Source organism: Pseudomonas sp. 1L-B-1-E-C1, from assembly GCF_057291835.1.
In genome coordinates, this window is record NZ_JBXAWN010000007.1 from 253,992 (window position 1) to 280,414 (window position 26,423).

Annotated in this window: 26 protein-coding genes and 2 pseudogenes; 20 read left to right on the forward strand and 8 right to left on the reverse strand. The window is 59.8% G+C overall.

Annotated elements, in window-relative coordinates:
* Window position 1 precedes the first annotated feature (1 nt).
* Window positions 2–946, reverse strand: coding sequence for an alpha/beta hydrolase (locus AC0Z4S_RS14505; protein WP_253504695.1), 945 nt, complete (start codon window positions 944–946; stop codon window positions 2–4).
* Window positions 947–1,171: 225 nt separating this feature from the next.
* Here AC0Z4S_RS14505 and fadD2 point away from each other — a divergent pair, with 225 nt between their 5' ends.
* Both fadD2 and fadD1 read left to right on the forward strand, forming a co-directional pair.
* Window positions 1,172–2,860, forward strand: coding sequence for a long-chain-fatty-acid--CoA ligase FadD2 (gene fadD2, locus AC0Z4S_RS14510; protein WP_485623503.1), 1,689 nt, complete (start codon window positions 1,172–1,174; stop codon window positions 2,858–2,860).
* 348 nt (window positions 2,861–3,208) lie between these two features.
* Window positions 3,209–4,906: a long-chain-fatty-acid--CoA ligase FadD1 gene (gene fadD1 / locus AC0Z4S_RS14515; protein ID WP_123418887.1), complete on the forward strand. Its 1,698-nt coding sequence runs from the start codon at window positions 3,209–3,211 to the stop codon at window positions 4,904–4,906.
* A gap of 266 nt (window positions 4,907–5,172) precedes the next feature.
* Here the strand turns inward: fadD1 and AC0Z4S_RS14520 are convergent, their stop codons facing one another.
* Complete coding sequence (locus AC0Z4S_RS14520) at window positions 5,173–5,550, reverse strand: hypothetical protein (protein ID WP_042607251.1); 378 nt, start codon at window positions 5,548–5,550, stop codon at window positions 5,173–5,175.
* Between the two features lie 194 nt (window positions 5,551–5,744).
* Between AC0Z4S_RS14520 and AC0Z4S_RS14525 the strand changes: the two genes are divergently transcribed.
* The 3 genes from AC0Z4S_RS14525 (at window position 5,745) to def (ending at window position 7,592) form a co-directional block, all read left to right on the forward strand.
* Window positions 5,745–5,936: a CsbD family protein gene (locus AC0Z4S_RS14525; protein WP_042607250.1), complete on the forward strand. Its 192-nt coding sequence runs from the start codon at window positions 5,745–5,747 to the stop codon at window positions 5,934–5,936.
* 163 nt (window positions 5,937–6,099) lie between these two features.
* Window positions 6,100–7,056, forward strand: a complete 957-nt coding sequence (locus AC0Z4S_RS14530; RefSeq protein ID WP_137213982.1) for a YihY/virulence factor BrkB family protein — start codon at window positions 6,100–6,102, stop codon at window positions 7,054–7,056.
* Entirely contained in the window at window positions 7,053–7,592 is a 540-nt protein-coding gene (gene def / locus AC0Z4S_RS14535; protein ID WP_485623505.1) for a peptide deformylase, read from the forward strand. The genes AC0Z4S_RS14530 and def overlap by 4 nt, the downstream gene beginning before the upstream one ends.
* Before the next feature lie 80 nt (window positions 7,593–7,672).
* Here the strand turns inward: def and AC0Z4S_RS14540 are convergent, their stop codons facing one another.
* Window positions 7,673–8,080, reverse strand: a complete 408-nt coding sequence (locus AC0Z4S_RS14540; RefSeq protein WP_485623506.1) for a GNAT family N-acetyltransferase — start codon at window positions 8,078–8,080, stop codon at window positions 7,673–7,675.
* 323 nt (window positions 8,081–8,403) lie between these two features.
* On the opposite strand from AC0Z4S_RS14540, the gene AC0Z4S_RS14545 reads away from it, so the two are divergent.
* From AC0Z4S_RS14545 to AC0Z4S_RS14570, 6 genes and pseudogenes are all read left to right on the forward strand, one after another.
* Entirely contained in the window at window positions 8,404–9,345 is a 942-nt protein-coding gene (locus tag AC0Z4S_RS14545; RefSeq protein ID WP_485623508.1) for a fatty acid desaturase, read from the forward strand.
* Window positions 9,346–9,484: 139 nt separating this feature from the next.
* Window positions 9,485–10,276 (forward strand): phosphate/phosphite/phosphonate ABC transporter substrate-binding protein, encoded by a 792-nt coding sequence (locus AC0Z4S_RS14550; protein ID WP_485623509.1) that lies wholly within the window; start codon window positions 9,485–9,487, stop codon window positions 10,274–10,276.
* Window positions 10,277–10,399: 123 nt separating this feature from the next.
* Window positions 10,400–10,927, forward strand: a complete 528-nt coding sequence (locus tag AC0Z4S_RS14555) for a sigma-70 family RNA polymerase sigma factor (RefSeq protein ID WP_485623510.1) — start codon at window positions 10,400–10,402, stop codon at window positions 10,925–10,927.
* Entirely contained in the window at window positions 10,924–11,937 is a 1,014-nt protein-coding gene (locus AC0Z4S_RS14560) for an ABC transporter substrate-binding protein (RefSeq protein ID WP_485623512.1), read from the forward strand. Before AC0Z4S_RS14555 ends, AC0Z4S_RS14560 begins: the two co-directional genes overlap by 4 nt.
* A gap of 668 nt (window positions 11,938–12,605) precedes the next feature.
* A pseudogene (locus tag AC0Z4S_RS14565) lies at window positions 12,606–13,277 on the forward strand (PAS domain-containing protein); the annotation flags it as partial.
* A gap of 117 nt (window positions 13,278–13,394) precedes the next feature.
* A pseudogene (locus tag AC0Z4S_RS14570) lies at window positions 13,395–13,820 on the forward strand (methyl-accepting chemotaxis protein); the annotation flags it as partial.
* 135 nt (window positions 13,821–13,955) lie between these two features.
* Here the strand turns inward: AC0Z4S_RS14570 and AC0Z4S_RS14575 are convergent.
* Entirely contained in the window at window positions 13,956–15,380 is a 1,425-nt protein-coding gene (locus AC0Z4S_RS14575) for an MFS transporter (RefSeq protein ID WP_485623513.1), read from the reverse strand.
* 125 nt (window positions 15,381–15,505) lie between these two features.
* The gene (locus AC0Z4S_RS14580) at window positions 15,506–15,946 is read right to left on the reverse strand and encodes a PACE efflux transporter (RefSeq protein ID WP_485623514.1); all 441 of its coding nucleotides are present in this window, start codon (window positions 15,944–15,946) and stop codon (window positions 15,506–15,508) included.
* Window positions 15,947–16,068: 122 nt separating this feature from the next.
* Between AC0Z4S_RS14580 and AC0Z4S_RS14585 the strand changes: the two genes are divergently transcribed.
* Window positions 16,069–16,941 (forward strand): LysR family transcriptional regulator, encoded by an 873-nt coding sequence (locus AC0Z4S_RS14585; RefSeq protein ID WP_485623516.1) that lies wholly within the window; start codon window positions 16,069–16,071, stop codon window positions 16,939–16,941.
* A gap of 117 nt (window positions 16,942–17,058) precedes the next feature.
* Here AC0Z4S_RS14585 and gntR read toward each other — a convergent pair whose 3' ends face one another.
* Window positions 17,059–18,090, reverse strand: coding sequence for an HTH-type transcriptional regulator GntR (gene gntR / locus AC0Z4S_RS14590; protein ID WP_485623517.1), 1,032 nt, complete (start codon window positions 18,088–18,090; stop codon window positions 17,059–17,061).
* 216 nt (window positions 18,091–18,306) lie between these two features.
* Here gntR and AC0Z4S_RS14595 point away from each other — a divergent pair, with 216 nt between their 5' ends.
* Both AC0Z4S_RS14595 and AC0Z4S_RS14600 read left to right on the forward strand, forming a co-directional pair.
* Entirely contained in the window at window positions 18,307–18,840 is a 534-nt protein-coding gene (locus AC0Z4S_RS14595) for a gluconokinase (protein WP_485623518.1), read from the forward strand.
* 82 nt (window positions 18,841–18,922) lie between these two features.
* Window positions 18,923–20,275, forward strand: a complete 1,353-nt coding sequence (locus AC0Z4S_RS14600) for a GntP family permease (protein WP_133339691.1) — start codon at window positions 18,923–18,925, stop codon at window positions 20,273–20,275.
* Between the two features lie 177 nt (window positions 20,276–20,452).
* Here the strand turns inward: AC0Z4S_RS14600 and alaC are convergent, their stop codons facing one another.
* Window positions 20,453–21,661 (reverse strand): alanine transaminase, encoded by a 1,209-nt coding sequence (gene alaC, locus AC0Z4S_RS14605; RefSeq protein WP_485623519.1) that lies wholly within the window; start codon window positions 21,659–21,661, stop codon window positions 20,453–20,455.
* 138 nt (window positions 21,662–21,799) lie between these two features.
* On the opposite strand from alaC, the gene AC0Z4S_RS14610 reads away from it, so the two are divergent.
* The 3 genes from AC0Z4S_RS14610 to AC0Z4S_RS14620 all read left to right on the forward strand — a co-directional run bounded on the left by AC0Z4S_RS14610 (window position 21,800) and on the right by AC0Z4S_RS14620 (window position 23,593).
* A complete protein-coding gene (locus tag AC0Z4S_RS14610) occupies window positions 21,800–22,462 on the forward strand; it encodes a LysE family translocator (protein WP_123418899.1) in 663 nt (220 codons plus the stop codon).
* Between the two features lie 69 nt (window positions 22,463–22,531).
* Entirely contained in the window at window positions 22,532–23,017 is a 486-nt protein-coding gene (locus tag AC0Z4S_RS14615; protein ID WP_485623521.1) for a GyrI-like domain-containing protein, read from the forward strand.
* A gap of 87 nt (window positions 23,018–23,104) precedes the next feature.
* Complete coding sequence (locus AC0Z4S_RS14620; protein WP_485623523.1) at window positions 23,105–23,593, forward strand: GNAT family N-acetyltransferase; 489 nt, start codon at window positions 23,105–23,107, stop codon at window positions 23,591–23,593.
* Between the two features lie 143 nt (window positions 23,594–23,736).
* Here AC0Z4S_RS14620 and AC0Z4S_RS14625 read toward each other — a convergent pair whose 3' ends face one another.
* Window positions 23,737–24,222 (reverse strand): GNAT family N-acetyltransferase, encoded by a 486-nt coding sequence (locus tag AC0Z4S_RS14625; RefSeq protein ID WP_485623525.1) that lies wholly within the window; start codon window positions 24,220–24,222, stop codon window positions 23,737–23,739.
* 143 nt (window positions 24,223–24,365) lie between these two features.
* Here AC0Z4S_RS14625 and AC0Z4S_RS14630 point away from each other — a divergent pair, with 143 nt between their 5' ends.
* The 3 genes from AC0Z4S_RS14630 to AC0Z4S_RS14640 are packed head-to-tail and all read left to right on the forward strand — an operon-like array spanning window position 24,366 to window position 26,398.
* Window positions 24,366–24,791 (forward strand): YybH family protein, encoded by a 426-nt coding sequence (locus tag AC0Z4S_RS14630; RefSeq protein ID WP_253504650.1) that lies wholly within the window; start codon window positions 24,366–24,368, stop codon window positions 24,789–24,791.
* Window positions 24,792–24,831: 40 nt separating this feature from the next.
* Complete coding sequence (locus AC0Z4S_RS14635) at window positions 24,832–25,176, forward strand: YciI family protein (protein WP_485623526.1); 345 nt, start codon at window positions 24,832–24,834, stop codon at window positions 25,174–25,176.
* The gene (locus AC0Z4S_RS14640; protein WP_485623527.1) at window positions 25,169–26,398 is read left to right on the forward strand and encodes an RNA polymerase sigma factor; all 1,230 of its coding nucleotides are present in this window, start codon (window positions 25,169–25,171) and stop codon (window positions 26,396–26,398) included. Before AC0Z4S_RS14635 ends, AC0Z4S_RS14640 begins: the two co-directional genes overlap by 8 nt.
* Window positions 26,399–26,423 lie beyond the last annotated feature (25 nt).

Below are 26,423 nucleotides of genomic sequence, written 5' to 3' on the forward strand. Positions count from 1 at the left end.
ATTATTCGCTGCGCTGCGGGCGCGGATGGCTCAGGGCCTGGTCGATCCAGGCGAGCACATCGGCGGTCACTTCGTCGCGATTGCTTTCGTTGAACAATTCGTGCCGGGCCTGCGGGTAGATCTTCAGTTGCAGGTGCTGGCTGCCGGCCCTGCGCAAGGCGTTGGCCAGATCAGTCAGACGCTTGCCCTCGCTCACCGGATCACATTCGCCGCCAATCACCAGCAGCGGCAGCCCCGGATCGATCTGCGCGAGATTGGACGCTTTGCTGATTTGCTGCAAGCCGCCGAGCAGATCGATCCAGAACTGATTGGTACAGCGAAAGCCACACAACGGGTCGGCGGCGTACTTGTCGACCTCGGCAGGATCGCGGCTCAGCCAGTCGAAACGGGTGCGCAGCGGTTTGAATTTATTGTTGAACGAGCCGAACGACAGCCACTCGATCAACGCGCTGCGACCCTTGCCGCCCTGACGCAGTTTTTCCAGCCGGGCAATCTGCCGGGCGGCGCGATACAGGGCCACTGGCTGGAAATTCGAACCGCTGAGAATCGCCCCGTGCAGGCTGGCGCTGTGGTGCAGCAGATAGGCCTGGGCCAGATAACTGCCCATGCTGTGCCCGAGCAGAATGATCGGCACGCCGGGATGTTGCTGGCCGATGTGCTGGTTGAGGCTGGCCAGATCGCCAACGACCTTGCACCAGCCATCGTCATCGGCGAAATGGCCGAGGGTGCCGTTGTCGGCGGTGCGGCCATGGCCGCGCAGATCCGGTGCGTAGACGCCATAGTCTTTGTCGCAAAACGTGTCGGCGAGGCGGGCGTAGCGAGCGCTGTGCTCGGCCATGCCATGAGCGAGAAGAATCACCGCTTTCAATGGCGTGGCCGGCAGCCAGCGGTTGACGTACAGGCGGCTGCGGTCACTCGCATCCAGCCAGAAGGTGTCGTGGGTCATGGCGATTCCTTTGCTCAGCATCGCCACAGTGTATAGCGCGTCTGATCAGCCCACGCCACGGCGGGAAGATTCACGCGATCAATGACGGCTTGCGTCATATTTGCCTCAATGGCCATAGCTGCTAGTGTCCGTGAAGCTCCGCTTTGTGCTTTTCGCCTTCAATGGACGAAGCAGAAACGACAGAAAGCGGCTCCCGGATCGGTTCAGGTAAAGAGGACAAGAACAATGCAACCTGATTTCTGGAATGACAAACGCCCGGCCGGCGTACCGCTGGACATCGACATGGGCGAGTTCAAGTCGGTCATCGAAGTGTTTGAGCGTTCCTGCAAGAAGTTCGCTGACCGCCCGGCGTTCAGCAGCATGGGCATCACCCTGACCTACGCCGAACTCGAGCGCCAGAGCGCGGCGTTCGCCGGTTACCTGCAGGCCCATACCGATCTGGTGCCGGGGGATCGCATTGCGGTGCAGATGCCCAACGTTCTGCATTATCCGATTGCCGTGTTCGGCGCGCTGCGCGCCGGGCTGATCGTGGTCAACACCAACCCGCTGTACACGCCACGGGAGATGCGCCACCAGTTCAAGGATTCCGGCGCGCGTGCGCTGGTGTACTTGAACCTGTTCGGGCAGAAAGTCCAGGAAGTGCTACCCGACACCGATATCCAATACCTGATCGAAGCGAAGATGGGCGACCTGATGCCCGCCGCCAAGGGCTGGCTGGTCAATACCGTGGTCAGCAAGGTGAAAAAACTGGTTCCCGAGTATTCACTGCCCCAGGCGATCGCCTTCAAAAGTGCGCTGCGCATGGGCCGTGGCCTGGGTATCAAACCGCTGAGCGTCGGCCTCGATGACATCGCCGTGCTGCAATACACCGGTGGCACCACTGGCCTGGCCAAGGGTGCGATGCTGACCCACGGCAATCTGGTAGCGAACATGCAGCAGGTGCGCGCCTGTCTGGCCCAGCTCGGCCCGGACGGTCAGCCGCTGTTGCGCGAGGGCCAGGAAGTGATGATCGCGCCGCTGCCGCTGTACCACATCTATGCCTTCACCGCGAATTGCATGTGCATGATGGTGTCGGGCAACCACAACGTGCTGATCTCCAATCCGCGCGACATCGCCGGCTTCATCAAGGAGCTGAAAAACTGGCGCTTCTCGGCACTGCTGGGTTTGAACACCTTGTTCGTTGCGCTGATGGACCATCCCGATTTCAAGACCCTGGATTTCTCCGGCCTGAAGCTGACCAACTCCGGCGGCACCGCGCTGGTCAAGGCCACCGCCGAGCGTTGGGAGCAGATGACCGGTTGCCGCATCACCGAAGGTTACGGCCTGACCGAAACTTCGCCAGTGGCCTGCACCAACCCGTATGGCGATCAGTCGCGCCTCGGCACCGTCGGCCTGCCGGTGCCGGGCACGCTGGTGAAAATCATCAACGATGACGGCGTCGAGCAACCGCTAGGCGAGCGTGGCGAGCTGTGCATCAAAGGCCCGCAGATCATGAAGGGCTACTGGAACAAACCCGAGGCCACCGCTGAGGTGCTGGATGCCGAGGGCTGGTTCAAGTCCGGCGATATTGCGGTGATCGACCCCGACGGTTTTGTGCGCATCGTTGATCGCAAAAAGGACATGATCATCGTCTCCGGCTTCAACGTGTATCCGAACGAAATCGAAGACGTGGTCATGGCCCACCCGAAAGTCGCCAACTGCGCGGTAATCGGTGTGCCGGACGAGCGTTCGGGGGAAGCGGTGAAGCTGTTTGTGGTGGCGCGGGAAACCGGCGTCAGCCTGGAAGAGCTGAAGGCCTATTGCAAAGAGAATTTCACTGCCTACAAGGTGCCGAAACACATCGTGCTGCGTGAGTCGTTGCCGATGACGCCTGTAGGGAAAATTCTGCGGCGCGAGTTGCGGGATATCGCCTAAAGGTTACAAGCGAAAAGATCGCAGCCTTCGGCAGCTCCTACAGGAAACGCATTCCAAATGTAGGAGCTGCCGAAGGCTGCGATCTTTTGCTTTAAATCCCCCTGGCAGCGGGGCTTTCACAGGTTAATAGGATTTTTGCTCTAAAATGACCGCTGGCAAGTCTTGAGTCATCAATGTGACTGTAGGGCCCACGTTTGGCTCTGGTCGACCCTTGGCAAAGCTGCTACTCTCGGCGCGCTTTGTGACTTCTCGGCCTGTAAAACGCCGGATTCACCAATACAAAACACACACCAATAATAATCGCATCAAATGCGGTGAAGAATTCGCGTTGCTGAGGAGTGGGCTTCCATGATCGAAGACTTTTGGAAGGATAAGTACCCGGCTGGAATCGCAGCCGAGATCAATCCAGACGAGTATCCGAACATTCAGGCAGTGTTGAAGCAATCCTGCCAACGCTTCGCCAACAAACCGGCTTTCAGCAACCTGGGCAAGACAATCACCTACGGTGAACTGTACGAGCTGTCCGGTGCCTTTGCTGCGTATCTGCAACAGCATACCGACTTGCAGCCCGGTGATCGAATCGCCGTGCAATTGCCCAACGTCCTGCAGTACCCGGTCGCGGTCTTCGGTGCCATTCGCGCCGGCCTGATCGTGGTCAATACCAACCCGCTGTACACCGCGCGGGAAATGGAACACCAATTCAACGACTCCGGTGCCAAAGCACTGGTGTGCCTGGCGAACATGGCGCACCTGGCCGAAGCCGTGGTGCCGAAGACCGGCGTCAAGCACATCATCGTCACCGAAGTCGCCGACCTGCTCCCGCCGATCAAGCGCCTGCTGATCAACAGCGTCATCAAGTACGTGAAGAAAATGGTCCCGGCCTATCACTTGCCCAAAGCCATCAAGTTCAACGACGTGCTGAGCAAGGGCCACGGCCAGCCAGTGGCCGAAGCGAACCCGGACAGCGGCGATGTCGCGGTGCTGCAATACACCGGCGGCACCACCGGTGTGGCCAAGGGCGCGATGCTCACCCACCGCAACCTGGTCGCCAACATGCTGCAATGCAAGGCGCTGATGGGCTCCAACCTCAACGAAGGCTGCGAGATCCTGATCACGCCGCTGCCGCTGTATCACATCTATGCGTTCACCTTTCATTGCATGGCGATGATGCTGATCGGCAACCACAACATCCTGATCAGCAACCCGCGCGACCTGCCGGCGATGGTCAAGGAGCTGTCGAAGTGGAAGTTCAGCGGTTTCGTCGGTCTGAACACCCTGTTCGTGGCGCTGTGCAACAACGAAGGTTTCCGCAAGCTGGATTTCTCCGCGCTGAAAGTCACCCTGTCCGGCGGCATGGCCCTGCAATTGGCCGCAGCCGAGCGCTGGAAAGCCGTGACCGGTTGCGCCATCTGCGAAGGCTACGGCATGACCGAAACCAGCCCGGTGGCCACGGTCAACCCGATCCAGCACATCCAGATCGGCACGATCGGCATTCCGGTGCCGTCGACCCTGTGCAAAGTCATCGACGATGCCGGTGTCGAGCAACCGCTGGGCGAAATCGGCGAGCTGTGCGTCAAGGGCCCGCAAGTGATGAAAGGCTACTGGCAGCGTCAGGAAGCCACCGATGAAATGCTCGACAGCGACGGCTGGCTGAAAACCGGTGACATCGCGCTGATCCAGCCGGACGGCTACATGCGCATTGTCGATCGCAAGAAAGACATGATTCTGGTGTCTGGTTTCAACGTCTATCCGAACGAACTGGAAGACGTACTGGCGACTTTACCGGGCGTGTTGCAGTGTGCGGCGATCGGTGTGCCGGACGAGAAATCAGGTGAGGCGATCAAGATTTTCATCGTCGCCAAACCGGGTGTGACCCTGACCAAGGAGCAGGTCATGGACCACATGCGCGCCAACGTCACCGGCTACAAGGTGCCGCGCTCGGTGGAATTCCGCGACGCGCTGCCGACCACCAACGTCGGCAAGATCCTGCGCCGCGAATTGCGTGATGAAGAGCTGAAGAAGCTCAAGGCCAAGAGCGCCGCTTGAACAGGAAGCCTCGCAGATGCGGGGCTTTTTTGTGGGTGCAGAGCAGGGCTTTGATCATGCGGTGAAGCGGCCCCTCACCCCGGCCCTCTCCCGAGGGAGAGGGAGCCGACCAAGGTGTCTGGGGTTGTGCATCGACCTGAAAAACCGAGGCGATTATGGATTCGGCAAGCTCGATCAGGTCGGCGTATCTCTTGAATATCCCCCATTCGGTCCCCTCTCCCTCTGGGAGAGGGCTAGGGTGAGGGGAAGGGCAGACGCCACAAATCCTACTGACGAAACGGCGCAAAATTCACGTTGGTCCCGGCCGGACGCATGTCCTGCAGATACGAATCCTTGTCCGCACTCAGTTCCAGGCTCAGCGCCGCCTTGCGTTTGCCTTCGTTGCGAATCACCAGGCCTTCGAGCTTTTCGCGCAGGAACACCGTTGGCACTTTCAAGTGCAGCAACTCATCAGTGGCCGGGGTGTGCAGCAGCAAGTGAATCCACTCGTACTGACCGATGGCCAGGCGCGACACCGGCAGGTCGAACCACCAGATGTTGCGGTTGCGGTTCAGTTCGGCAAAGTGGCAGTTGTTGGTGCCGAGCACGGCGCCGCCCAGTTGCTGGTTGCGACGGGCGATGGCCTGGGTTTTATTGAGCTTCATGACATTCCTGCGAATCGGTGTGCGGGGCGCGACGCCCGTAGGCTGAGCATTCTCGGGGCAACGCCGGCAAACATAAAGCGCAACCTGCGTGCCACGACGAAATGCCGGCAAAATAAATGAAACTCGGCGCCAAGCGCACCGGTCAATCGTTACGTAATGACTTTTCTTCCCTATATGCATCACGGAGAAACACCATGAGTAGCACAGGCGATAAAGTAAAAGGCATGGCCAACGAAGCTGTCGGTAACGTCAAACAGGGCGTCGGCAAGGCCACTGACAACGACAAACTGCGCGCGGAAGGCAAAGTTCAAGAGAAAAAAGGCGAAGCCCAGCAAGCGGTCGGCAACGCCAAGGACGCTGTGAAGAAAGGCGTCGACAAGGCGTAACCGAGCCTTGAACGAATCACACGAGCGGCCATCCAAGGATGGCCGTTTTTGTATCAGAACCCTGCGGTCATCCGCCAAAGGATCGCCAAACAGGCTACCTTGAGGTAAACAACGGCCCCTGAGTCGCCACGACTTCAACCTTTTGCGGCGCAAGGAGACGCGAATGATATTTCCGGACATGAAAGGTCTGCCCCTGCACCGGGTGATGGTGCGCACGGTCACTGAGTTCGTCGATGACGAAATGTCGACCTACGCCTCGGCACTGGCCTACCAGATGCTGTTCTCGCTGTTTCCGTTCATTCTCTTCCTGATTGCCCTGATCGGTTTCCTGCATCTGCCGGACTTCTTCTCCTGGCTGCGCCTGCAATCCGAGCTGGTCCTGCCGCCGCAGGCGCTGGAGCAGGTCAACCCGGTGATCGACCAGCTGCAGCAATCCAAGGGTGGTCTGCTTTCAATCGGTATCGTTATCGCCCTGTACACCGCGTCCGCCGGCGTGCGCCTGATGATGAGCGCGATGAACGCCGCTTACGACGTGGTCGAAGGCCGGCCGGTCTGGAAGCGCTTTCCCCTGTCGATCGTCTACACGGTCGGCATCGCCGGCATGCTGCTGATCGCCGCGGCGCTGATGGTCCTCGGGCCGCAGGTGATGGGCTGGATCGCCGCACAAGTGGGGCTGGAAGACTTCATCGTCACGGTGTGGACCATCGCGCGCTGGCCGGTGATCGTGATTCTGATGATGGTCGCGGTGGCGCTGATCTACTACGTGATGCCCGACGTCAAACAGGACTTCCGCTTCATCACCCCAGGTTCGGTGCTGGCGGTGGTGGTGTGGATTCTCGCCTCACTGGGCTTTGCCTTCTACGTGAAAACCTTCGCCAACTACAACGCGATGTATGGCAGCATCGGGGCGATCATCGTGCTCTTGCTGTATTTCTATATTTCCGCGGCGGTACTGTTGCTCGGCGCAGAGATGAATGCGGTGATCGAGCACATGTCCGCCGAGGGCAAGGACAAGGGCGAGAAAGCCCCTGGCGAGCCCGACGAATCCACCAAACAACACGTCTCGGGCCTGGGCCGCGATCATTCGCTCAAGCCGGACACTGATGAAGCGCGACCATGATTCGTGAAATTCTGAAAATGGGCGACGAGCGTTTGCTGCGCATCGCCCCGCCGGTTCCGCCGGAGATGTTCAACAGCGCCGAGCTGTGGCAACTGATCGACGACATGTTCCAGACCATGGAAAGCGTCGGCGGCGTTGGTCTGGCGGCACCGCAGATCGGCGTCGATCTGCAACTGGTGATCTTCGGCTTCGAGCACAGCGAGCGTTACCCAGACGCCGAAGCGGTGCCGCAGACGATCCTGATCAATCCGCTGATCACGCCATTGAATCCGCTGACGGAGGAGGGCTTTGAAGGCTGCCTGTCGGTGCCGGGCCTGCGCGGCGCGGTGGATCGCTATCAGCAGATTCGCTACGAAGGCTTTGATCCCAAGGGTGAGCCGATCATGCGCGTGGCCTCGGGTTTTCATGCGCGAGTGGTGCAGCATGAATGCGATCACCTGATCGGCCGGCTTTATCCATCGCGGATTACCGATTTCAGCAAGTTCGGTTTTACTGAAGTGCTGTTCCCGGATCTTGATCCCATGGCTGACGATTAACCAGAATCAAAAGATCGCAGCCTTCGGCAGCTCCTACAGGGATCGGTGTAGGAGCTGCCGAAGGCTGCGATCTTTTGATCTTAAACCAGCCCCATCGCAATCATCGGCTTGCTCCGCGCATACCGGCTCAACCGTTCGGCCATTGCCTGCGGCAGTGCTGGATCAACGCTGAACCCGCGCCGCTCATAAAACCCGCGCAAATCCGGATGGCAAAACAGCCACACCGGCTCGTCGACATCCTTGACCGCCGCCGCAATCAACTGCCCGGCAATTCCCTGCTCGCGACACCCCGGATCGACAAACAACCCCGTCAGCCAACGGCCGCCCGATACCGGCCGCAGGCACAGCGCCGCCACGATCTCGCCGCGCCGCGCGACCCACAGTTGCGCCTCGCGCACGGCTTTCATCGACGACTGGTGGCTGCGGTAGAACTTGTTCATCAGCGGCCACAACGGTTCGTCGAGCTGGCTGTAGTGGATGTCGGGCATGGTTCGGACTGTCGGTTCGAAAAGCGCCGATTATAAAAGAACGCGCCGGTCGGGATAGGTGTATACCTGAACTCACACCCCTGTGAGTGGAGTATCGATCATGTCCAAAGGTATGGATTCAAAGAAAGCCGCGAAGAAGAAGCCGGCCAAGACCGCGATTGAAAAACGCGCAGAAAAGAAAGCCAAGAAAGTCGACATCTTCGGCCATTGAGCAAACCCTTCGGAAGCCCGTCTCTCGGGCTTCCACTCCATCTGAAAAATAATCTGCAAGATTCAATGCCGTAGTTGCACAGAAGGGGACGATTCCCGTTCCGAGCAGCGCCATGGCTTTTTACTTTGATGCCAAGCATCGCCAGCAAATCGAAACCCTGCGCCAGCGCTTTACCGCCCGCAGCGAATGGCCGACCTGGCTGTTGCTGATCGGTGTGTACGCCGGCTGGTTCGCCATCGTACTCAACAGCGCCTGGCTGGGACGCGGCTTGAGTACGTTGCTGCTGATCCCGCTGCTGGTGTTGTGGTTGTCGCTGCAGCATGAGCTGCTTCACGGCCATCCGACCCGCTCGACATTCATCAATAAAATCCTCGGCTACGCGCCGTTTGCCGTGTGGTATCCGTACACGCTGTATCGCGACAGTCATCTGCGGCACCACCGCGATGACGATCTGACGGTGCCCGGTATCGATCCGGAAAGTCGCTATCTGACCACTGCCAACTGGCACGGCGGCTCGGTGTTCGAGCGCAGCGTGCACTGGCTGAACAAAACGGTGCTCGGACGCTTTGCGATTGGCGCGCCGCTGGCGTTGATTGCGTTGGCGCGTGAGGAGCTAAAGCGCTTGAGAAACGCTGATCCGCAAGCCTGGCTGATGTGGTTGAGCCACGGCTTCGTCACTCTACTGATGCTGGGTTTCATTGCCCGCTACAGCATTTTGCCGGTGTGGCATTACCTGTTGCTGATCAGCGTACCGGCACTGTCGATCGCGATGATCCGTTCGTTTCATGAGCATCGACCGCATGCCCAGGCCGAGCAGCGCACCGTGCTCAACGAGGCCGGCTGGCCATGGCGCTGGCTGTTTCTCAACTTGAATTTTCATCTGGTGCATCACGACTTGCCGGGGCTGGCGTGGTACGACTTGCCCAAGGTCTACCGGCTGCACCGCGAGCAGTGGATTGCGCGCAGTGGCGGGTTTGTCGTGCGCGGGTATGGACAGCTGTGGCGACAACATGGCTTCAAACCGATTGATAGCCCTGAGCATCCGTTTCACTGATTGTCAGGCCACCGCAAACCCCTGTGGGAGCGAGCCTGCTCGCGAAAACGGTGTATCAGTCCAAACTATTCTGAATGGGACAAAGCCTTCGCGAGCAGGCTCGCTCCCACAGGGTATTTCACCGAATGGAAAAGCTTCGATGACCGAACACCACGCCGAACTGCTGATGTACCCAGCCCCCGAGCCCGTCCGCGTGGCCAATGAACAGTGGCTCACGCGCATCCTCGAACACCTTGGCCATAGCCGTCTCGACGCGACAAACCTGACGCTGGCCGAACTGTGGTTATCACCCGATCTGCTACTCACTCAGACCTGCGGCTATCCGCTGATGACAGCGCTGCGTGGCCGGGTTCGCGTCATCGGTCGGCCGCGCTATGAATTGCCTGACGCCAGCGCCGGCCAGCATTGCAGCCTGATCCTTGGCCGCGCCGATGATCCGCGCGACACCTTGGCGGAGTTTTGCCATAGCCGTGGCGTGATCAACAGCGAAGACTCCAACAGCGGCATGAACCTGCTGCGCCAGCGTCTGGCACCGCTGCAGGAGAACGGCCGGTTTTTCGCCAGTGTCGGCATCAGTGGCGGTCACCGCGAGAGCCTGCGCTGGCTGCGGGAAAACCTCGCCGATCTGGCCGCGATCGACAGCGTCACGTTCGCTTATATCTCCCGGCATGCGCCGGAAGAAGTCAGCGGTTTGCGCGTGGTCGCGGGCAGTGCGTTGAGTCCCACGCTGCCATTCATTACGGCTGCCGGCGCCAGCGACGAGCAGGTCGAACGGCTGCTGCAAGCGATGAATCGCGCCTTGAATGAATTGCCTGATGTGATGCAGACCTTGGGTTTGCCTGAAATTTTGCCGGCCAGCGAAGACGACTATCAGATCCTCCTTGACTATCAACGGGAGGCGATAGATCGCGGTTACAGCAATTTGCGTTAACTGGCTGTAATTTCCCAATCGAATATAAAAAGAAGATTTAAATATTATTAACGCATAAGGCGCCTTGCTACGATCGCGCCACCGGAACACCGGACATTCAGCGACCCTTGCCCAGGAGCCCCTATGTCCGGCGCCAATCAATCCCATCGCGACACCGTGGAACGCCTGTTCCGCGCGCATTATCACTGGCTCTGTCATTACCTGCGTCGACACTCGCGCGACGTGGCCTGTGCTGAAGACATTGCTGGCGAAACCTTCGCCCAATTGCTCGAAGCGCCATCGCTGACGGCGATTCGCGAACCTCGCGCCTTGCTGACGACGATCGCGCAACGTCTGCTTTATCAGCACTGGCGCCGTGCGGATCTGCAACGCCGGCATCGTCAGCAGTCCGACCTCGATGTCGCGGCGTCGCCTGAACACCTCGCTCAGCTCTCGCAAACTCTCGATCGCCTCGATCGCAGCCTGCATCGCTTGCCGGCCAAGGTCCGTTCGACCTTTCTGCTGGCGCGCATCGATGGCCTGACCTACCCGCAAATCGCTGCCGAGCTGGGCATCTCGCAGCGTTCGGTCAGCGTGTACATGGCTCGTTCCCAGGCGCTGTGCGATCGCCACAGCGCCAACCAATTCCTGGAAGAAAAGAGGTCTGCATGACATCGATCAAAACCCTGCTCGGCCGCACGCTGCTGGCGCTGAGCCTGAGCGTCGGCGCTGTTTCAGCGGCGGAGAAAACCGCACCCATCCACTTCGGCGATATCACTTGGGAGAGCGGCAGTTTCATCACCGAAGTGCTGCGCCTGATCGTCGAAAAAGGCTACGGCTATCCGACCGATACGCTTCCGGGCAGCACCGTCAGCCTGGAAGCAGCATTGGCGAAAAACGACATCCAGGTAATCGGCGAAGAGTGGGCCGGGCGCAGTCCGGCGTGGGTCAAGGCTGCCGCCGAGGGCAAGGTATTCGGCCTCGGCGACACGGTCAAAGGTGCCACCGAAGGCTGGTGGGTGCCGGAATACGTGATCAAGGGCGACCCGGAACGCGGGATCAAGGCGCTGGCGCCGGAGTTGAAATCGGTCGCCGACCTGCCGCGCTACAAGGATGTGTTCCGTGACCCGGAAGACCCGAAGCGTGGGCGCTTTCTCAACAGCCCGACCGGCTGGACCTCGGAAATCGTCAACAGCCAGAAGCTCAAGGCCTATGGCTTGACTGACAGCTTCGTCAACTTCCGTACCGGCTCTGGCGCGGCACTGGATGCCGAGGTGGCGTCGTCGATCAAACGTGGCAAACCGGTGCTGTTCTATTACTGGTCGCCCACGCCGCTGCTCGGGCGGTTCAAACTGGTGAAGCTGGAAGAGCCACCGTTCGATGCCGAGGCATGGAAAACCCTGGCCGATGCCAACAACCCGAATCCAAAGGGCACGCGTTCGATGCCGGCGAGCCTGGCGATTGGCGTGTCGGCGCCGTTCAAGGCGCAGTACCCGGAGCTGGTCGCGTTCTTTGAAAAAGTCGATCTGCCGATTGATCTGCTCAACCAGACACTGGCCGGCATGAGTGAAAAACGCCTGCAACCGCGGGCGGTGGCCGAGGCGTTTTTGCGTGATCAGCCGCAGGTGTGGGCGGTTTGGGTGCCGGGGGAGGTGGCGGCCAAGGTAAGGGGAAGTTTGTAGTGTTTTTCTGATGTTTTTGTGGTGCTGCAACTAACGCTATCGCGAGCAGGCTCAATCCTACAGGGGGGATCGATTCCCTGTGGGAGCGAGCTTGCTCGCGAAAGCGTCCGCCCAGGCACCATTTTTCCCCGCGCTGAACCGTTTCTTGTACAAAAAATGCCAGATACTGGCCGACTAGTGGCCTTGCGCCCGGCGTCAGGCTGGCTATCCTTGCAGGTAACTAACCATGTCGACCGTCATGCCATCCATGACAGCGGCGCAGGGTTGGTCCGTGATTCATGCTGCCAGAGTGCGCGATCCAAGGCACCGACACTGAACCAACAAGGAGCGTCACCTACATGGAAGTTCTTCTACGCGTTAGGGCTGGCCCGCATGCGGGCTATCAAGAAAAGGATGTCTTGATCAGAGCGTCGCTGCACGACCCCTCCGATTGATCATCATTTATCACCTGACAACTTCCTCCCTTGGAGGAAGGCGTGTGCCTGTTCTGTGGAACGTAGTGGTGGATCTTGAAGGACCTGGACTTTCATCAAATCAAAGAACGCGCGGAAGGTGATACAACCATGTTCAACCTACATCGCAAGGCTGACCTGCGGGAAATCGAGCGCTTCAGCTGCGCGCTGACCGAGGCCAACGCGAAAATCGAAGCGATCAGCCGCTCGATGGCCATGATCGAGTTCACGCCCGAAGGCATCGTCCTCGACGCCAATGAGAACTTCTGCAAGACCATGGGCTACAGCGCCGATGAAGTGCGCGGCAAACACCATCGGATCTTCTGCGAAGAAAGCTTTTATCGCAGCGAGAACTACGCGAAGTTGTGGCGCGACCTGGCCCGTGGCGAACCCCTCAGCGGGACATTTCTGCGGTTGAACAAGAGCGGTCGGGAAATCTGGCTTGAAGCCAGTTACATGCCGGTATTCGGGCCCGACAAACAAGTCAGAAGTGTCATCAAGGTGGCGGCGGACATCACCGCACGCATCAACAAAGAGCATGAAGAAGAAGCCATGCTGGCGGCGATCGGCCGTTCCATGGCAGTGATCGAGTTCACCCCTGAAGGCAATGTCATCAGCGCCAACGACAACTTCCTGCAAACCATGCAGTACACGCACAATGAAATTGTCGGCCAGCACCACAGCCTGTTCTGTCACCGCGCCGAAGCCGAATCCGCGCAGTACAAGGCATTCTGGGCTTCGCTCAACCGCGGCGAATATCACTCGCACCGTTTCGAACGCAAGAACAAGTCCGGGCAGATGGTTTATCTGGAGGCTTCGTATAACCCGCTGTTCGACGCCAAGGGCCGCTTGTACAAAGTGGTCAAGTTCGCCAGTGACATCACCAAGCAGATGACCACCCTGCAAAATGCTGCGGAATCGGCCCACAGCACTTCGGTACAAAACGACGCCTGCGCGCAAAAAGGCTCACAGGTGGTGCAGCAGACCGTGCAGATCATTCAGGACATTTCCCGCGACCTGAACGAGGCGGCGGTGAGTATCGATGCGGTGAGCAAACAGTCGGACATTATCGGCAGCATCGTCCAGACCATTCGCGGCATCGCCGATCAGACCAATCTGCTGGCGCTCAACGCGGCGATTGAAGCGGCGCGTGCCGGGGAACACGGGCGCGGTTTTGCCGTGGTAGCGGACGAGGTGCGTAGCCTCGCGGCGCGGACCAGTCAGGCGACTGTGGAAATCGTCGACGTGGTGCGCAAGAACCATGACCTGTCGCTGAGCGCAGTGTCGAGTATGCAGTCGAGTCTGAGTCGCACCGGGCTGGGCGTGGAACTGGCGAACGAGGCGGGCGAGGTGATCCTCGAGATTCAGCAGGGTTCGCGGCATGTAGTGGATGCGATCAGCCAGTTCAATGAAACCCTGCAATTGAACTGACCTGTTTCAACATCACCAATGCCCAATGTGGGAGCGAGCCTGCTCGCGAAAGCGTTATGTCAGCTAATACATGCCTGTCTGACACGGCGCCTTCGCGAGCAGGCTCGCTCCCACAGTGGAGTCCTGTATTGGCCTTCAGCGATGGGCAATATTCTCCAGGGCCAGATTGCGCGTGCGTGGGCCGAACCAGCCGATGGTCAGCATCACGATCAGCATGCTGCTGGCAATGAATGCCAACACCCCCGGCGTGCCGAAGTTATCCAGAAACATGCCAATCAACAGACTGCTGAACACCGTCGACAAACGACTGAACGAATAGCAGAACCCGACCGCGCGGGCGCGGATGTTGGTCGGGAACAGTTCGCTCTGATAGGAGTGATAACTGAAGCTCAGCCAGGCATTGCAAAAGGTGATCATCACCCCGCAGAAGATCAGCCCGAACGCGCTGGTCTGCAGGGCGAACAGGGTGCCGAAAGTCATCGCGCCGAGGGCCGAGCCGACGATCTGCCATTTGTTTTCGAAGCGGTTGGCGAACTTGACGAACAGCAACGGCCCGAGCGGGTAGGCGAGGGTGATGATGAACGCGTACATCAGACTGTGGGTGACGCTGACACCCTGGCCGGAAAGCAGCGCCGGCAACCAGTTGCCGAAACCAAAGAAACCGATCGCCTGAAAGATGTGGAAAACGATCAGCATCAACGCGCGGCGCCGGTAGGGCGGCTGCCAGATATCGGCGAAGCGGCCCTTGCCTTCGACATCCACAGGCACCGGTTCCGGCGTATCGAGCGCTTTGCCGTGATCCTTGGCGCAGCGCGCTTCGAGGTTATCGAGGATGCGGTTGGCTTCATCGAAGCGACCGTGTTGCGCCAGCCAGCGCGGCGATTCCGGCAGACGCTTGCGCAGCCACCAGATAAACAGCGCGAACACCGCGCTGGCCAATACCACCCAGCGCCAGCCTGACACGCCGAACGGCGCTTGCGGCACCAGCCACCACGACATCAAGGCCACCGCCGGCACCGAGAGGAACTGCACGAAAAACGCAAAGGCGAACGCCGAGCTGCGCATGCGTTTCGGCACCAGTTCCGAGAGGTAGGCGTCGATGGTCACCAATTCGATACCCAAGCCGATGCCGACCAGAAAACGCATGCCGATGATGCCCAGCGCCGAGGTCTGAATGCCCATCAGCACCGTGGCCACGGTGTACCAGATCAGTGCGAAGGTGAAGATCGCCCGGCGGCCGAAGCGATCCGCCAACGGGCTGAGCAGGCTGGCGCCGAGAAACAGGCCGAGGAAGGTCGCCGAGGCAAACGCCGCCTGATCGGAGAAGCCGAATACGCCTTGGTTGCCAGTGGCAAACGAGCCGTCGCGAATCAGGCCGGGGCTGATATACGCGGTCTGGAACAGGTCGTAGAGTTCGAAAAATCCACCGATCGACAGCAGCGCCACCAGACGCCAGATCGTGGCGACAGCGGGCAGCCGGTCGATGCGGGCGGAAATCTCGGCGGCGCGTACCGGGTCGATGCCGTCACTGAGCGCGGCGGCGGGAGCGTGAGCAGTCATAAGCTGATCCATTTTTTATTGATGGAAAAGCTTAGCCTGCTATCGGAGTTCACGGATTGTGAATATTGGCTGGTTACCTGGTTAAACCGCTGATTTCTCGCAATATCTTCTTACGAATTAGTGATTTATGCCGCAGCGGCAGAATCCGGCAGCGCCGAGCTCGGCAGGCCGAAGATGCGGTCGAACAACCAGTTGAACACGAACGTGTAGCACGGGATGAAAATGATCAGCGCCAGATCCAGCAGGAATGCCTGCACCAGACTGATGTTCATCCACCACGCGATCAGCGGAATCAGAAACACGATCAGCGTCAGTTGAAAGCCGACCGCATGGGCGATGCGTCGTTTCACCGTGCGGGTGCGTGAGATCTGGCGACTTTCCCAGCGTTCGAACAACGAGGTGTAGATGAAATTCCAGGTCACGGCGATGCTGGTGATGATCACTGCCAGCGGCCCGGTGCTGCCCGGCGACGTGCCCGACAGCAACGCCAGACCGAGGGCCGAGAAGGTCATCCCAATCACTTCGTAGAGCGACACGTAGACCAGTTTGCGTTTCACGCCTTGCATGCAGATTTGCCTCTTTATTGCCGAATGTTGACCAGCAGCGCTGGCGAAGGCGACGAAAGATAGCTTCAATAGACCTGACAGAAAAAGTCGGTAGCTTTCAGTTTTATTGATAGGTGGGCAGGTTGAATTTCAATAGCGACAGTATCGAATTGTTTCTCGCGGTGATCGAGCGCGGCTCGTTTTCCGCCGCCGCGCGGCAGTTGGGCAAGGTGCCTTCGGCGGTGAGCATGGGCATTGCCAACCTTGAAGCGGAACTCGGTTACCCGTTGTTCGACCGCAGCCATCGCGAACCGCAACCCACGGCGATGGCCCAATCACTGGTGCCGCACGCGCGACTTATCGCCGAACAGCTCAAGCAACTGCAAGTGCACGCGGTGGAGTTATCGCTGGGGCTGGAAAGCAGGTTGTCGATCGGCGTGGTCGCGGACATTGATCGGCGGCGCTTGCTGGCAGCGATCAAAGTGATTGCCGAGCGGCATCCGTTGCTCGACATCGAAGTGCTGACCGCGCCGCAGGATGATGTGCTGGCGATGTTGCACAGCGGCCGGGTCAGCGTGTGCCTGGCCTTCGCCGGGTTGAGCGTGAATGCGCTGGAGCGGTTTCAGTTCGTCGGCAGCGAGCGCATGATCGCCACGCTGGCGGCGGACAGTCCGTTGCTGCAGGGGCGCGATGTGTTTCTCGAAGATCTGCTGCAGGTGCGGCAGATCATCGTCGCCAGTCGCGACTTGCCAATCAGCGAGACCCGGCCGTTGGTGGCGGAATCCTACTGGCGCACGGACAACCTCGAGACGGCGATGGAAATGGTTGAAGCGGGATTGGGCTGGGGCAATTTTCCGCTGTCAGTGGTGCAGCCATGGCTGGACGCGGGACGCTTGAAACGGCTGAATTTTCGCAACATCGAAAATGGCCTGGCGCTGCCGGTACACGCGGTGTGGCTCAAGAGCCAGCCATTGCAGAAGGGCGCGCAGGCTTTGGTGGACCTGCTCAGCCATTGAGCCCAACACAAAACCCCTGTAGGAGCTGCCGAAGGCTGCGATCTTTTGATCTTGTTCTTGAAAGCAAAATCAAAAGATCGCAGCCTTCGGCAGCTCCTACAGGGGATCGCGTGAGTTTCAGGTACTCTCGCGCACCTTCAACTCAAACCCCATATCCTCCGCCGGCCGCGCCACTTTGTTGCCCGCCATCAACGTCAGCATCTGCTCCGCCGCGCGCCGGCCGATTGCCTCACGCGGGGTGTTGATGCTGCTCAGGCGCGGGACCATGTGCTCGGACATTGGCAGGTCGTTGAAACCGAGAATCGCCACCTGCTCGGGAATCTTGATGCCGTTGCGCAAGGCTTCCAGCAGTGCACCTTGGGCCAGGTCATCGTTGCCGAAGAAAATCGCATCGACATCCGGATGCGCCGCCAGCAGTTGCAAAAACAACTCGCCCCCCAAACCCACCGACGAAGCACGCGGCGTCAGCACCTCCAGATCCGGGTCGTAGCGGCCCGCCCTCTGCAATGCTTTGCGGAAACCCTCACCGCGCAGCAAGGTGCGCTGGTCCAGCTGCGCGCCGATGTAGGCCAGACGTTTACGCCCACGGGACAGAAGATGTTCGGCGGCAGTTTCACCCGCGCTCAACTGCGAAAAGCCTACGCAATTGACCCCGGCGGCGCTGTCCAGCTCCATCATGTACACGCAGGGAATGTTGCTGGCCTCTATCATCCGCCGCGAACTTTCCGTGCGATCAAAACCGGTCAGCAGAAACCCGCGCGGCTGGTAAGCCATGTAATTGCGCAGGAGATTTTCTTCTTCATCGCGCGAGTAGTGGAAGTTGCCGATCAGCACTTCGAAGCCCTTGGGCGTCAGCACCCGATGAATGGCTTCCAGTGTGTCGATGAACAGCAGGTTGGACAGCGACGGCACCAGCACCACCACCGAATGGCTCTGCGCCGAGGCCAGCGCGCGGGCGGCGGGGTTGACCACATAGTTGAGTTCGAGCGCGGCTTTCTGCACTTTTTCCACCAGTTCGGTGGCCACCGTGCTTACCCCGCGCAGGGCGCGCGAGGCGGTAATCGGGCTGACGCCGGCCAGGCGGGCTACTTCGTTGAGGGTCGGACGGCCGGTGGTGCGGGTATTTTTATCGTTCTTGGGGGAGGTCATCGGGCGGCTTGCCAAACAAAAATCAAGGCACTAAGGTAGCGCTGTCCTGATGCAGCTGCAAATGCGTGAGCGCGGTCCTGCCTGATCTGCGCGCTTTGGCATCGGGAACAAACCTGCTGCAACCCAAAAAAACGACAAGAAGGCGTCGGCAACTTCTGCCTGTGCACTAGAGTCATAGCTAGCAAAGGTAGCGCTGTCTGCGCGCTGAGGTGTTATATGAGTCATCCCATCACCGCCCTGGTCATCATGGGCGTTGCCGGTTGCGGCAAGACGTGCGTCAGCCAGGCCCTGTGCCATTTGAGCGGCGCCACTGCCATTGAAGGCGATACTTTCCATCCGGCCGCGAACATCGAAAAGATGAGCGCGGGGATCCCCCTGAACGACGAAGACCGCGCCGGCTGGCTCGACAGCCTGTGCGATGAACTGCGTCGCGTCGATGCCGACGGCCAGCGCCCGGTGTTGACCTGCTCGGCCCTTAAACACAGTTACCGCGAACGTCTGCGCAGTGCCCTGCCGGGCCTGGGTTTCGTGTTTCTTGAATTGACCCCGGAAGTCGCCGCCGAGCGTGTATCGCACCGCCCGGGCCACTTCATGCCGGCGACGTTGATCGAAAGCCAGTTCGCCACCCTCGAATCGCCCAAGGGCGAGCCGCTGACCCTGGCGCTCAACGCCTCGGTGCACAGCGTCGAAGAGCTGGCTCTACAGGCTCATGTCTGGTGGCAGGCCAACGGCCTGAAACAGGCGGTATGAGTATGTTGAAAAAGACAGCGCTGTCCTCCCGACTTCTGTTCAACCCGCTTTAATAACAACAACAATCCAGGAGACACCCCCCATGTTTGGCATGTCCCACGAGACGTTCCTGCTGCTCGATGCGGTGGTCACGGTAATCGGCCTGATTATCCTGATCACCAAATTCAAGATTCACCCCTTTATCGCCCTGACCATCGCCGCCGCGTTCCTCGGCCTGACTTCCGGCATGCCGATCAACACCATCATCAAGGCGTTCCAGGATGGCTTCGGTGGCGTGCTCGGTTTCGTCGGCATCATCCTCGCCCTGGGCACCATGCTCGGCAAGATGATGGCCGAATCCGGCGGCGCCGATCAGATCGCCCAGACCCTGATCCGCGCCTTCGGCAAGGACAAGGTGCAGTGGGCAATGATGTTCGCTGCGTTCCTGGTGGGCATTCCGCTGTTCTTCGAAATCGGCTTCGTGCTGCTGATTCCGCTGGTGTTCATCGTCGCTCGTCGCACTGGTGTATCGATCATCAAGATCGGTATCCCGCTGCTCGCCGGCCTCTCTGCGGTGCACGGTCTGGTACCGCCGCACCCGGGCCCGCTGCTGGCCATCGGCGTGTTCGGCGCTGACATCGGCAAGACCATTCTCTACGGCCTGATCGTCGCGCTGCCGACCGCCATCATTGCCGGTCCGATCTTCGGTACCTTCATCGCCAAGCACATTCCGGGTCACCCGAATCAGGAGCTGGTCGATCAACTGGCCCGCGAAAACGATTCGGCCAACCTGCCGAGCTTCAGCATCACTCTGGTCACCGTGCTCCTGCCGGTGTTCCTGATGCTGCTGAAAACCTTCGCTGACGTGGCGCTGCCGGACGGCAATTTCTTCCGCATCTGGATGGACATGATCGGCCACCCGATCTCCGCACTGCTGCTGGCGTTGCTGCTGTCGCTGTATACCTTTGGCTACAAGCAGGGCATCGGTTCCAACCAGATGCTCAAGTGGCTCGACGCGAGCCTGGCGCCAACCGCCGCGATCATCCTGATCATTGGTGCCGGCGGTGGCTTCAAGCAGATGCTGGTGACCAGCGGCGTGGGTGACGTGATCGGCCACATGGCAGTGAGCGCGCAGATCTCGCCGATCCTGTTGGCGTGGCTGGTGGCGGCGGTGATTCGTATCGCCACCGGTTCGGCGACCGTGGCGACCATCACTGGCGCGGGCATTGTGGTGCCGGTTGTCGGCATGATTCCGGGCGTCAACCGTGAGCTGCTGGTGCTGGCCACCGGCGCCGGCTCGCTGATCCTGTCCCACGTCAACGACGCCGGTTTCTGGCTGGTCAAGCAGTACTTCAACATGACCGTGGCCGAAACCTTCAAGACCTGGACCGCGATGGAAACCATTCTGTCCATCGTCGCGTTGGGCTTTATCCTGCTGTTGTCGCTGTTCGTTTAAGCGGCAGTTTGCAGGCACAAAAAAACCGCAGTGATGCGGTTTTTTTGTGGGTAATGAACTTGTAAACACGGCACCTGTAGGAGCTGTCGAGTGAAACGAGGCTGCGATCTTTTGATTGTAAAAAACAAGATCAAAAGATCGCAGCCTTCGGCAGCTCCTACAGGGGATGTGTCTCAGTTATTTGCTAACTAACCCATCCGCGCGAAACATCCCGCGAATCCCGCGCACGGCCTGACGTATGCGATCCTGGTTTTCGATCAGCGCAAAGCGCACGTGGTCGTCCCCATATTCACCAAACCCCACCCCCGGCGAGACGCAGACCTTGGCCTCGGCCAGCAGTTTCTTGGCGAACTCCAGCGAACCCAGATGCGCATATGCCTCGGGAATCTTCGCCCAGACATACATCGACGCCTTCGGGTTCTCGACCATCCAGCCCAATTCATGCAGGCCCTTGACCAGCACGTTACGCCGCTGGCGATACTGCTCGGCGATGTCGCGCACGCATTGCTGGTCGCCTTCGAGCGCGGCAATCGCCGCCACTTGCAGCGGGGTGAAGGTGCCGTAGTCGTGATAGCTCTTGATCCGCGCCAGGGCGCTGACCAATTCCGGGTTGCCGACCATGAAACCGATGCGCCAGCCGGCCATGTTGTAGCTCTTGGACAGGGTGAAAAACTCCACTGCAATGTCCTTGGCCCCCGGCACCTGCATGATCGACGGGGCTTTCCAGCCGTCGTAGACGATGTCGGCGTACGCCAGGTCGTGGATGACCAACACGTCGTATTGCTTGGCCAGGGCGATCACCCGCTCGAAGAAATCCAGCTCCACGCACTGCGCGGTCGGGTTCGACGGGAAGCCGAGGATCATCATTTTCGGTTTGGGGATCGAACCGCGAATCGCCCGCTCCAGCTCATCGAAGAAATCCACCCCCGGCACCAGCGGCACCGAACGCACCTGAGCGCCGGCAATCACCGCGCCGTAGATGTGAATCGGATAGCTCGGATTCGGCACCAGTACGGTGTCGCCCTGATCCAGGGTCGCCAGCATCAAGTGCGCCAGGCCTTCCTTGGAACCGATGGTGACGATGGCTTCGCTTTCCGGGTCGATATCGACGTCGTAGCGCTGCTTGTACCAGTTGGAAAGCGCCCGGCGCAGGCGCGGAATGCCCTTGGACGTCGAGTAACCGTGGGTGTCTTCACGTTGGGCGACCTGCACCAGTTTTTCGACAATGTGCGGCGGCGTGGCGCCGTCGGGATTGCCCATGCTCAGGTCGATGATGTCTTCACCACGGCGGCGAGCGGCCATCTTCAGCTCGGCGGTGATGTTGAAAACGTAAGGGGGGAGTCGATCTATGCGCGCAAAGCGGCGCGGCGAACCTTGTTCGGCCATTGTTGCCTCGGATAACGTAAGCGCCCGGAACCGTCCGAGCGACGCTGGTCACTGCGGTGACCTGTGGCGGAAGATAAGGGCAGTGATGGCATACTGTCCAGCGCGGTTGTAAACATTTTTTTCAAGGAAAATCGGTCAATGGAATTCACCAGCGGCTTCCTGCTGAGCCTTTCGCTGTGCCTGGATATCGGCGTGGCCAACATCGCGATGATCACCCTGGCCATGCAGCGCGGCTACTTTCAGGGCTTCGCCCTCGGCCTGGGCACCTGCGTCGGCGACTTGATTTATGCGGTGCTGGCACTGGCCGGCATGACCGTTTTGCTGCAGTACGAAAGCGTGCGCTGGGTGCTGTGGATCGGTGGCTCGGCGCTGCTGATCTACTTCGCGGCGAAGATGATTTATTCGGCGATTCACCACGAAGCGCTGCTGGCGGAAACGGCGGAAGTGGGGCAGAACTCTCATCGCAAGGAATTCTTTCGCGGCATCTTCCTCGCCATGTCTTCGCCGAGTGCGATTCTCTGGTTTGCTGCTGTCGGCGGTACGTTGATCGCCCGATCCGGTGGCGGTGGTCCGTTGAGCTCGGCGCTGTTTTTGGGCGGCTTTCTCTGCGCCGGGCTGCTGTGGTCGGCCGGTCTGTGCTTCGCCGCCAGCCACGGTGGCAAGTTATTGGGCGATAAGCTTCTGCGCTACTCCTATCTGGCATCGGCAGCGATCTTCTGCTATTTCGCGGTGTACGTGATCGTTTCGGGTTACAACGAGTTTGTCGGTTCAGGCGCCGTCGAGCAGTTGCATGCGCTGTAAACGTGCGAAACGGGTCGGGCTTTCTATACTCCCAGCCGAACCCACTTTTCCGTTCTCAGGAGTCGCGTCATGGATGAACAAAAACGCGTCGAAATAGCCGAGCCTCGCTTCGAACACGGGCAATTTCTGCTGATTGCCGGTTTCGGCGGGCGATTCACTCAGGAGACCACCGAAGACATTCCGGCGTTATGGGAAAAGCTCATCCCGCATCTGGGAAAAATCCCCGCGCAAGTCAATGAAGTGACCTACGGCGTTTGCTGCAATGCGGACGGCGAGGGCGGTTTCGAATACATCGCCGGGGTGCAGATCGACAAGCTCGACGAGCTGCCGGAGCAGTATCGCTGGGTTGAAATCCAGCCGCAGAAATATGCGGTGTTCGAGCACAAAGGACCCCTGACGCAACTCCCCGACACCTTCCAGTACATCTGGAAAACCTGGCTGCCGCAGTCCGGGTACGAAGCGGCGGACGCACCGGAGTTCGAGCGCTACAGCGAGGATTTCAATCCGAAACTCAACACCGGCACCCTGGAAATCTGGCTGCCGCTCAAGGCCTGACCAGCGTTCGAATCGAGGCGAAGCATGTCCGCCCCGGCGGTTGTGCTTTATGCTGGCGGGCCTTGTTTCCACAGATTTCGAGTTGCCATGAACACCGTGATCCGCAACGTCAGCGCCGCCGACCTCGAGCGCTGCTACGCCATCGAAACCGTCGCCTACGAAGGCGACGAAGCCGCCACCCGCGAGAAGATCGCCACGCGCATTGCCACCTGGCCGGACGGCTTTGTCGTCGCCGAGGTGGACGGTGTAGTCGCCGGTTTCATCAATGCCGGCGCGGCGTTCGACGTGCAGATGTCCGACGAGGCCTTCAAGGAACTGATCGGCCACGACCCGAAAGGCCCGAACGTGGTGATCATGTCAGTGGTGGTGCACCCGGATTACCAGGGGCAGGGCCTGGCCAAGCGCCTGCTCGGCGAATTCATCGAGCGCATGCGCGGGATGGATAAAGCGACGATTCATCTGATGTGCAAAGAGCAGCACATTGCGTTGTACGCCGGGTTTGGCTTTGCTTACATCAAACCGTCGGAGTCCGACCACGGCGGCATGGCGTGGCACGAGATGATCCTGACCCTCTGAAGCCAACACCTATCACAACTGTAGGAGCTGCCGAAGGCTGCGATCTTTTGATCTTGCTGTTAATAAGCTGAGGATCAAAAGATCGCAGCCTTCGGCAGCTCCTACAGAGGATCGGGGTGTGTCAGCAGAGAGTTTCTGGAGACTCAGAAAAACAGCCCCATCCGCCGCTCGTAACCGATCCGGCCCTTGTACGCTTCGCCGCTGTCGACATAGCCATGCCTGGCATACAGCGCAATCGCCGCCTCGTTATCAGCGTCCACCGACAATTCCAGTCCTTTGATTTCCGGCCATGCTTCACGGGCGATAGCGGGCAGCGCTTGCAGGCACGCCTTGCCGTAGCCCTTGCCCTGCGCGCGGCGATCGACCTGCAAGGCATGCAACGTGGCGCTGTGTTCGTCGGCCCAGTCGGGCAACACAGGCGGGCGCTTGAGCAGCAGAAATGCCACCGGTACCTCGTCTGCGAGCAGGGCGAATCCCTTCACGCCGGGGCCGGGTTTCGACAGCAGGGTGTGCAAGGCACCGTGGATGTCGCCGGAGAATCTGATCTGCTCGGGGTGGATTTCAATGGCCTCGACTTGCTGACGCTGCAAAGGGCTGAGGCTGTCGTAAGGCACGAGTTGGGCTGACACGGGAATTTCCTTTTTCCTACAAAGAGTGAGCCTTGGATTCTAGCGATATTGTCGTCAGCGAAATTTTTTTGTTTGCCGTGTCGATCCGCGCAAAGGGCAAACGACTAAGGGTGTCTTCACCACAAAAAACCACGGAGAACACCATGAGCGCACAGACTGATATCCAGACTCTGATCAACAGCTATCGCGAAGCGGTGATGGCCAAGGATGTCGAGAAAGTCATGGCCTTGTACGCCGACGACATTGTCTCGTTCGATGCGATCAAGGCCCTGCAATTCAAGGGCAAAGCGGCCTACCGCGCGCACTGGGTCGAGTGCATGGAGATGTGCCCCGGCCCGCACATCTTCGAGTTCCACGAAATCGCCATCGAAAGCGCCGACAACATTGCCTTCGCGCACTGGGTGGCCAACTGCGGCGGCACCAATGACAAGGGCGAAACCCAGAGTTGCTGGATGCGTGTCACCGCCTGTTACCGGCAGGTTGGCGGGACGTGGAAGATTGCTCACGAGCACTGGTCGGCACCGTTCGATCCGATGAGCGGCGCGACGCTGTTCGATGTGACTCCCTGATCTTCAGCCATAGTTGATCCGTTCGAATCAGGAGATCGCCATGAAATATCTATGCCTGGTCTACAGCGATGAACGCCTGTTGCACTCCTCGCCCGACAGTCCCGAGGACGCCGAATGCTGGGCCTACGCCGAGTCGGTGCAGGGCAGCGGGCGGATGATCGCCGCCGAAGCGTTGGAGTCGGTAGAAACCGCAACCACGGTACGGATGCGCAATGGCAAGTTATCGATCATCGATGGGCCTTTCGCTGAAACCAAGGAGCAATTGGCCGGTTTCTACCTGATCGATGCCAAGGATCTCAACGAAGCGATTCAGCTCGCCGGCAACATTCCCGCAGCCCGGGTCGGCAGCGTTGAAGTGCGTCCGGTGCGGCAGTTGAATGTCTGACGTCAGGGCGCGGGTCGAGCAGGTCTACCGCGAGGATTCGCGGCGGATCCTGGCGACGCTGATTCGCCTGCTTGGTGATTTCGACCTCGCCGAAGAGGCCTTGCACGAGGCGTTCTTCGTCGCGGTCGAGCGCTGGCAGCGCGACGGCGTGCCGGACAACCCGCGTACCTGGCTGGTCTCGACCGGACGATTCAAAGCCATCGATGTGTTGCGTCGGCGCGCGCGGTTCAAGGCGTCGCAACCGTTGCTGCTGGCACAACTCGATGAGCTGGAACAGGCTGACTGGAGTGGCGAAGACGTGGAAGACGATCGCTTGCGGCTGATCTTCACCTGCTGCCACCCGGCACTGGCGGCGGATGCGCAAGTGCCGCTGACCTTGCGCGAAGTCTGCGACCTCACCACCGAAGAAATCGCCCGTGCTTTTCTCTCGGCACCGGCGGCGATTGCCCAGCGCATCGTCCGTGCCAAAGCGAAGATCCGCGACGCGAAAATCCCTTATCAGGTACCCACGCTGAACGAATTGCCCGAGCGCCTGGACAGCGTGTTGCGGGTGATTTATCTGGTATTCAACGAAGGCTATTCGGCTTCTGTCGGCGCCGAGCTGACCCGCGAGGATCTGACGCGCGAAGCCATTCGCCTGGGGCGCCTGCTCATGGAGTTGCTGCCGGAACCGGAAGTCATGGGCCTGCTGGCGCTGATGCTGCTGCACGAATCACGCCGGCCGGCACGCACCTCGCCGAGCGGTGAACTGGTATTGCTCGACGATCAGGATCGGTCGTTGTGGAATGCCGGGTTGATGGCCGAAGGTTGCGCGCTGGTCGAACGCGCCCTGAGTACGCGACGCTTCGGACCATATTGCCTGCAAGCGGCGATTGCAGCGGTGCATGCGGAAGCGCCGTCGGCGGCGGAAACGGACTGGCAGCAGATTGTCGGTCTGTACGACGTGTTGCTGCGTGCGTTGCCGTCGCCGGTGATCGAGCTGAACCGCGCGGTGGCGGTGGCCAAGCGTGATGGGGCGTTGGCCGGGTTGTTGGTGATCGAAGGGATTCTGGCGCGGGGCGAGTTGCAGGATTACCACCTGGCGCATTCGGCGCGGGCGGAGTTTTGCCGGCAGTTGGGGCGGGTGGAGGCGGCGAGGGCGGCGTATCAGCGGGCGCTGGAGCTGACGCGGCAGGAGCCGGAGCGGCGGTTTATCGAGGGGCGACTGAAGGAACTGGATTGATCTGGAATCTGCGTCGATGCTGCTG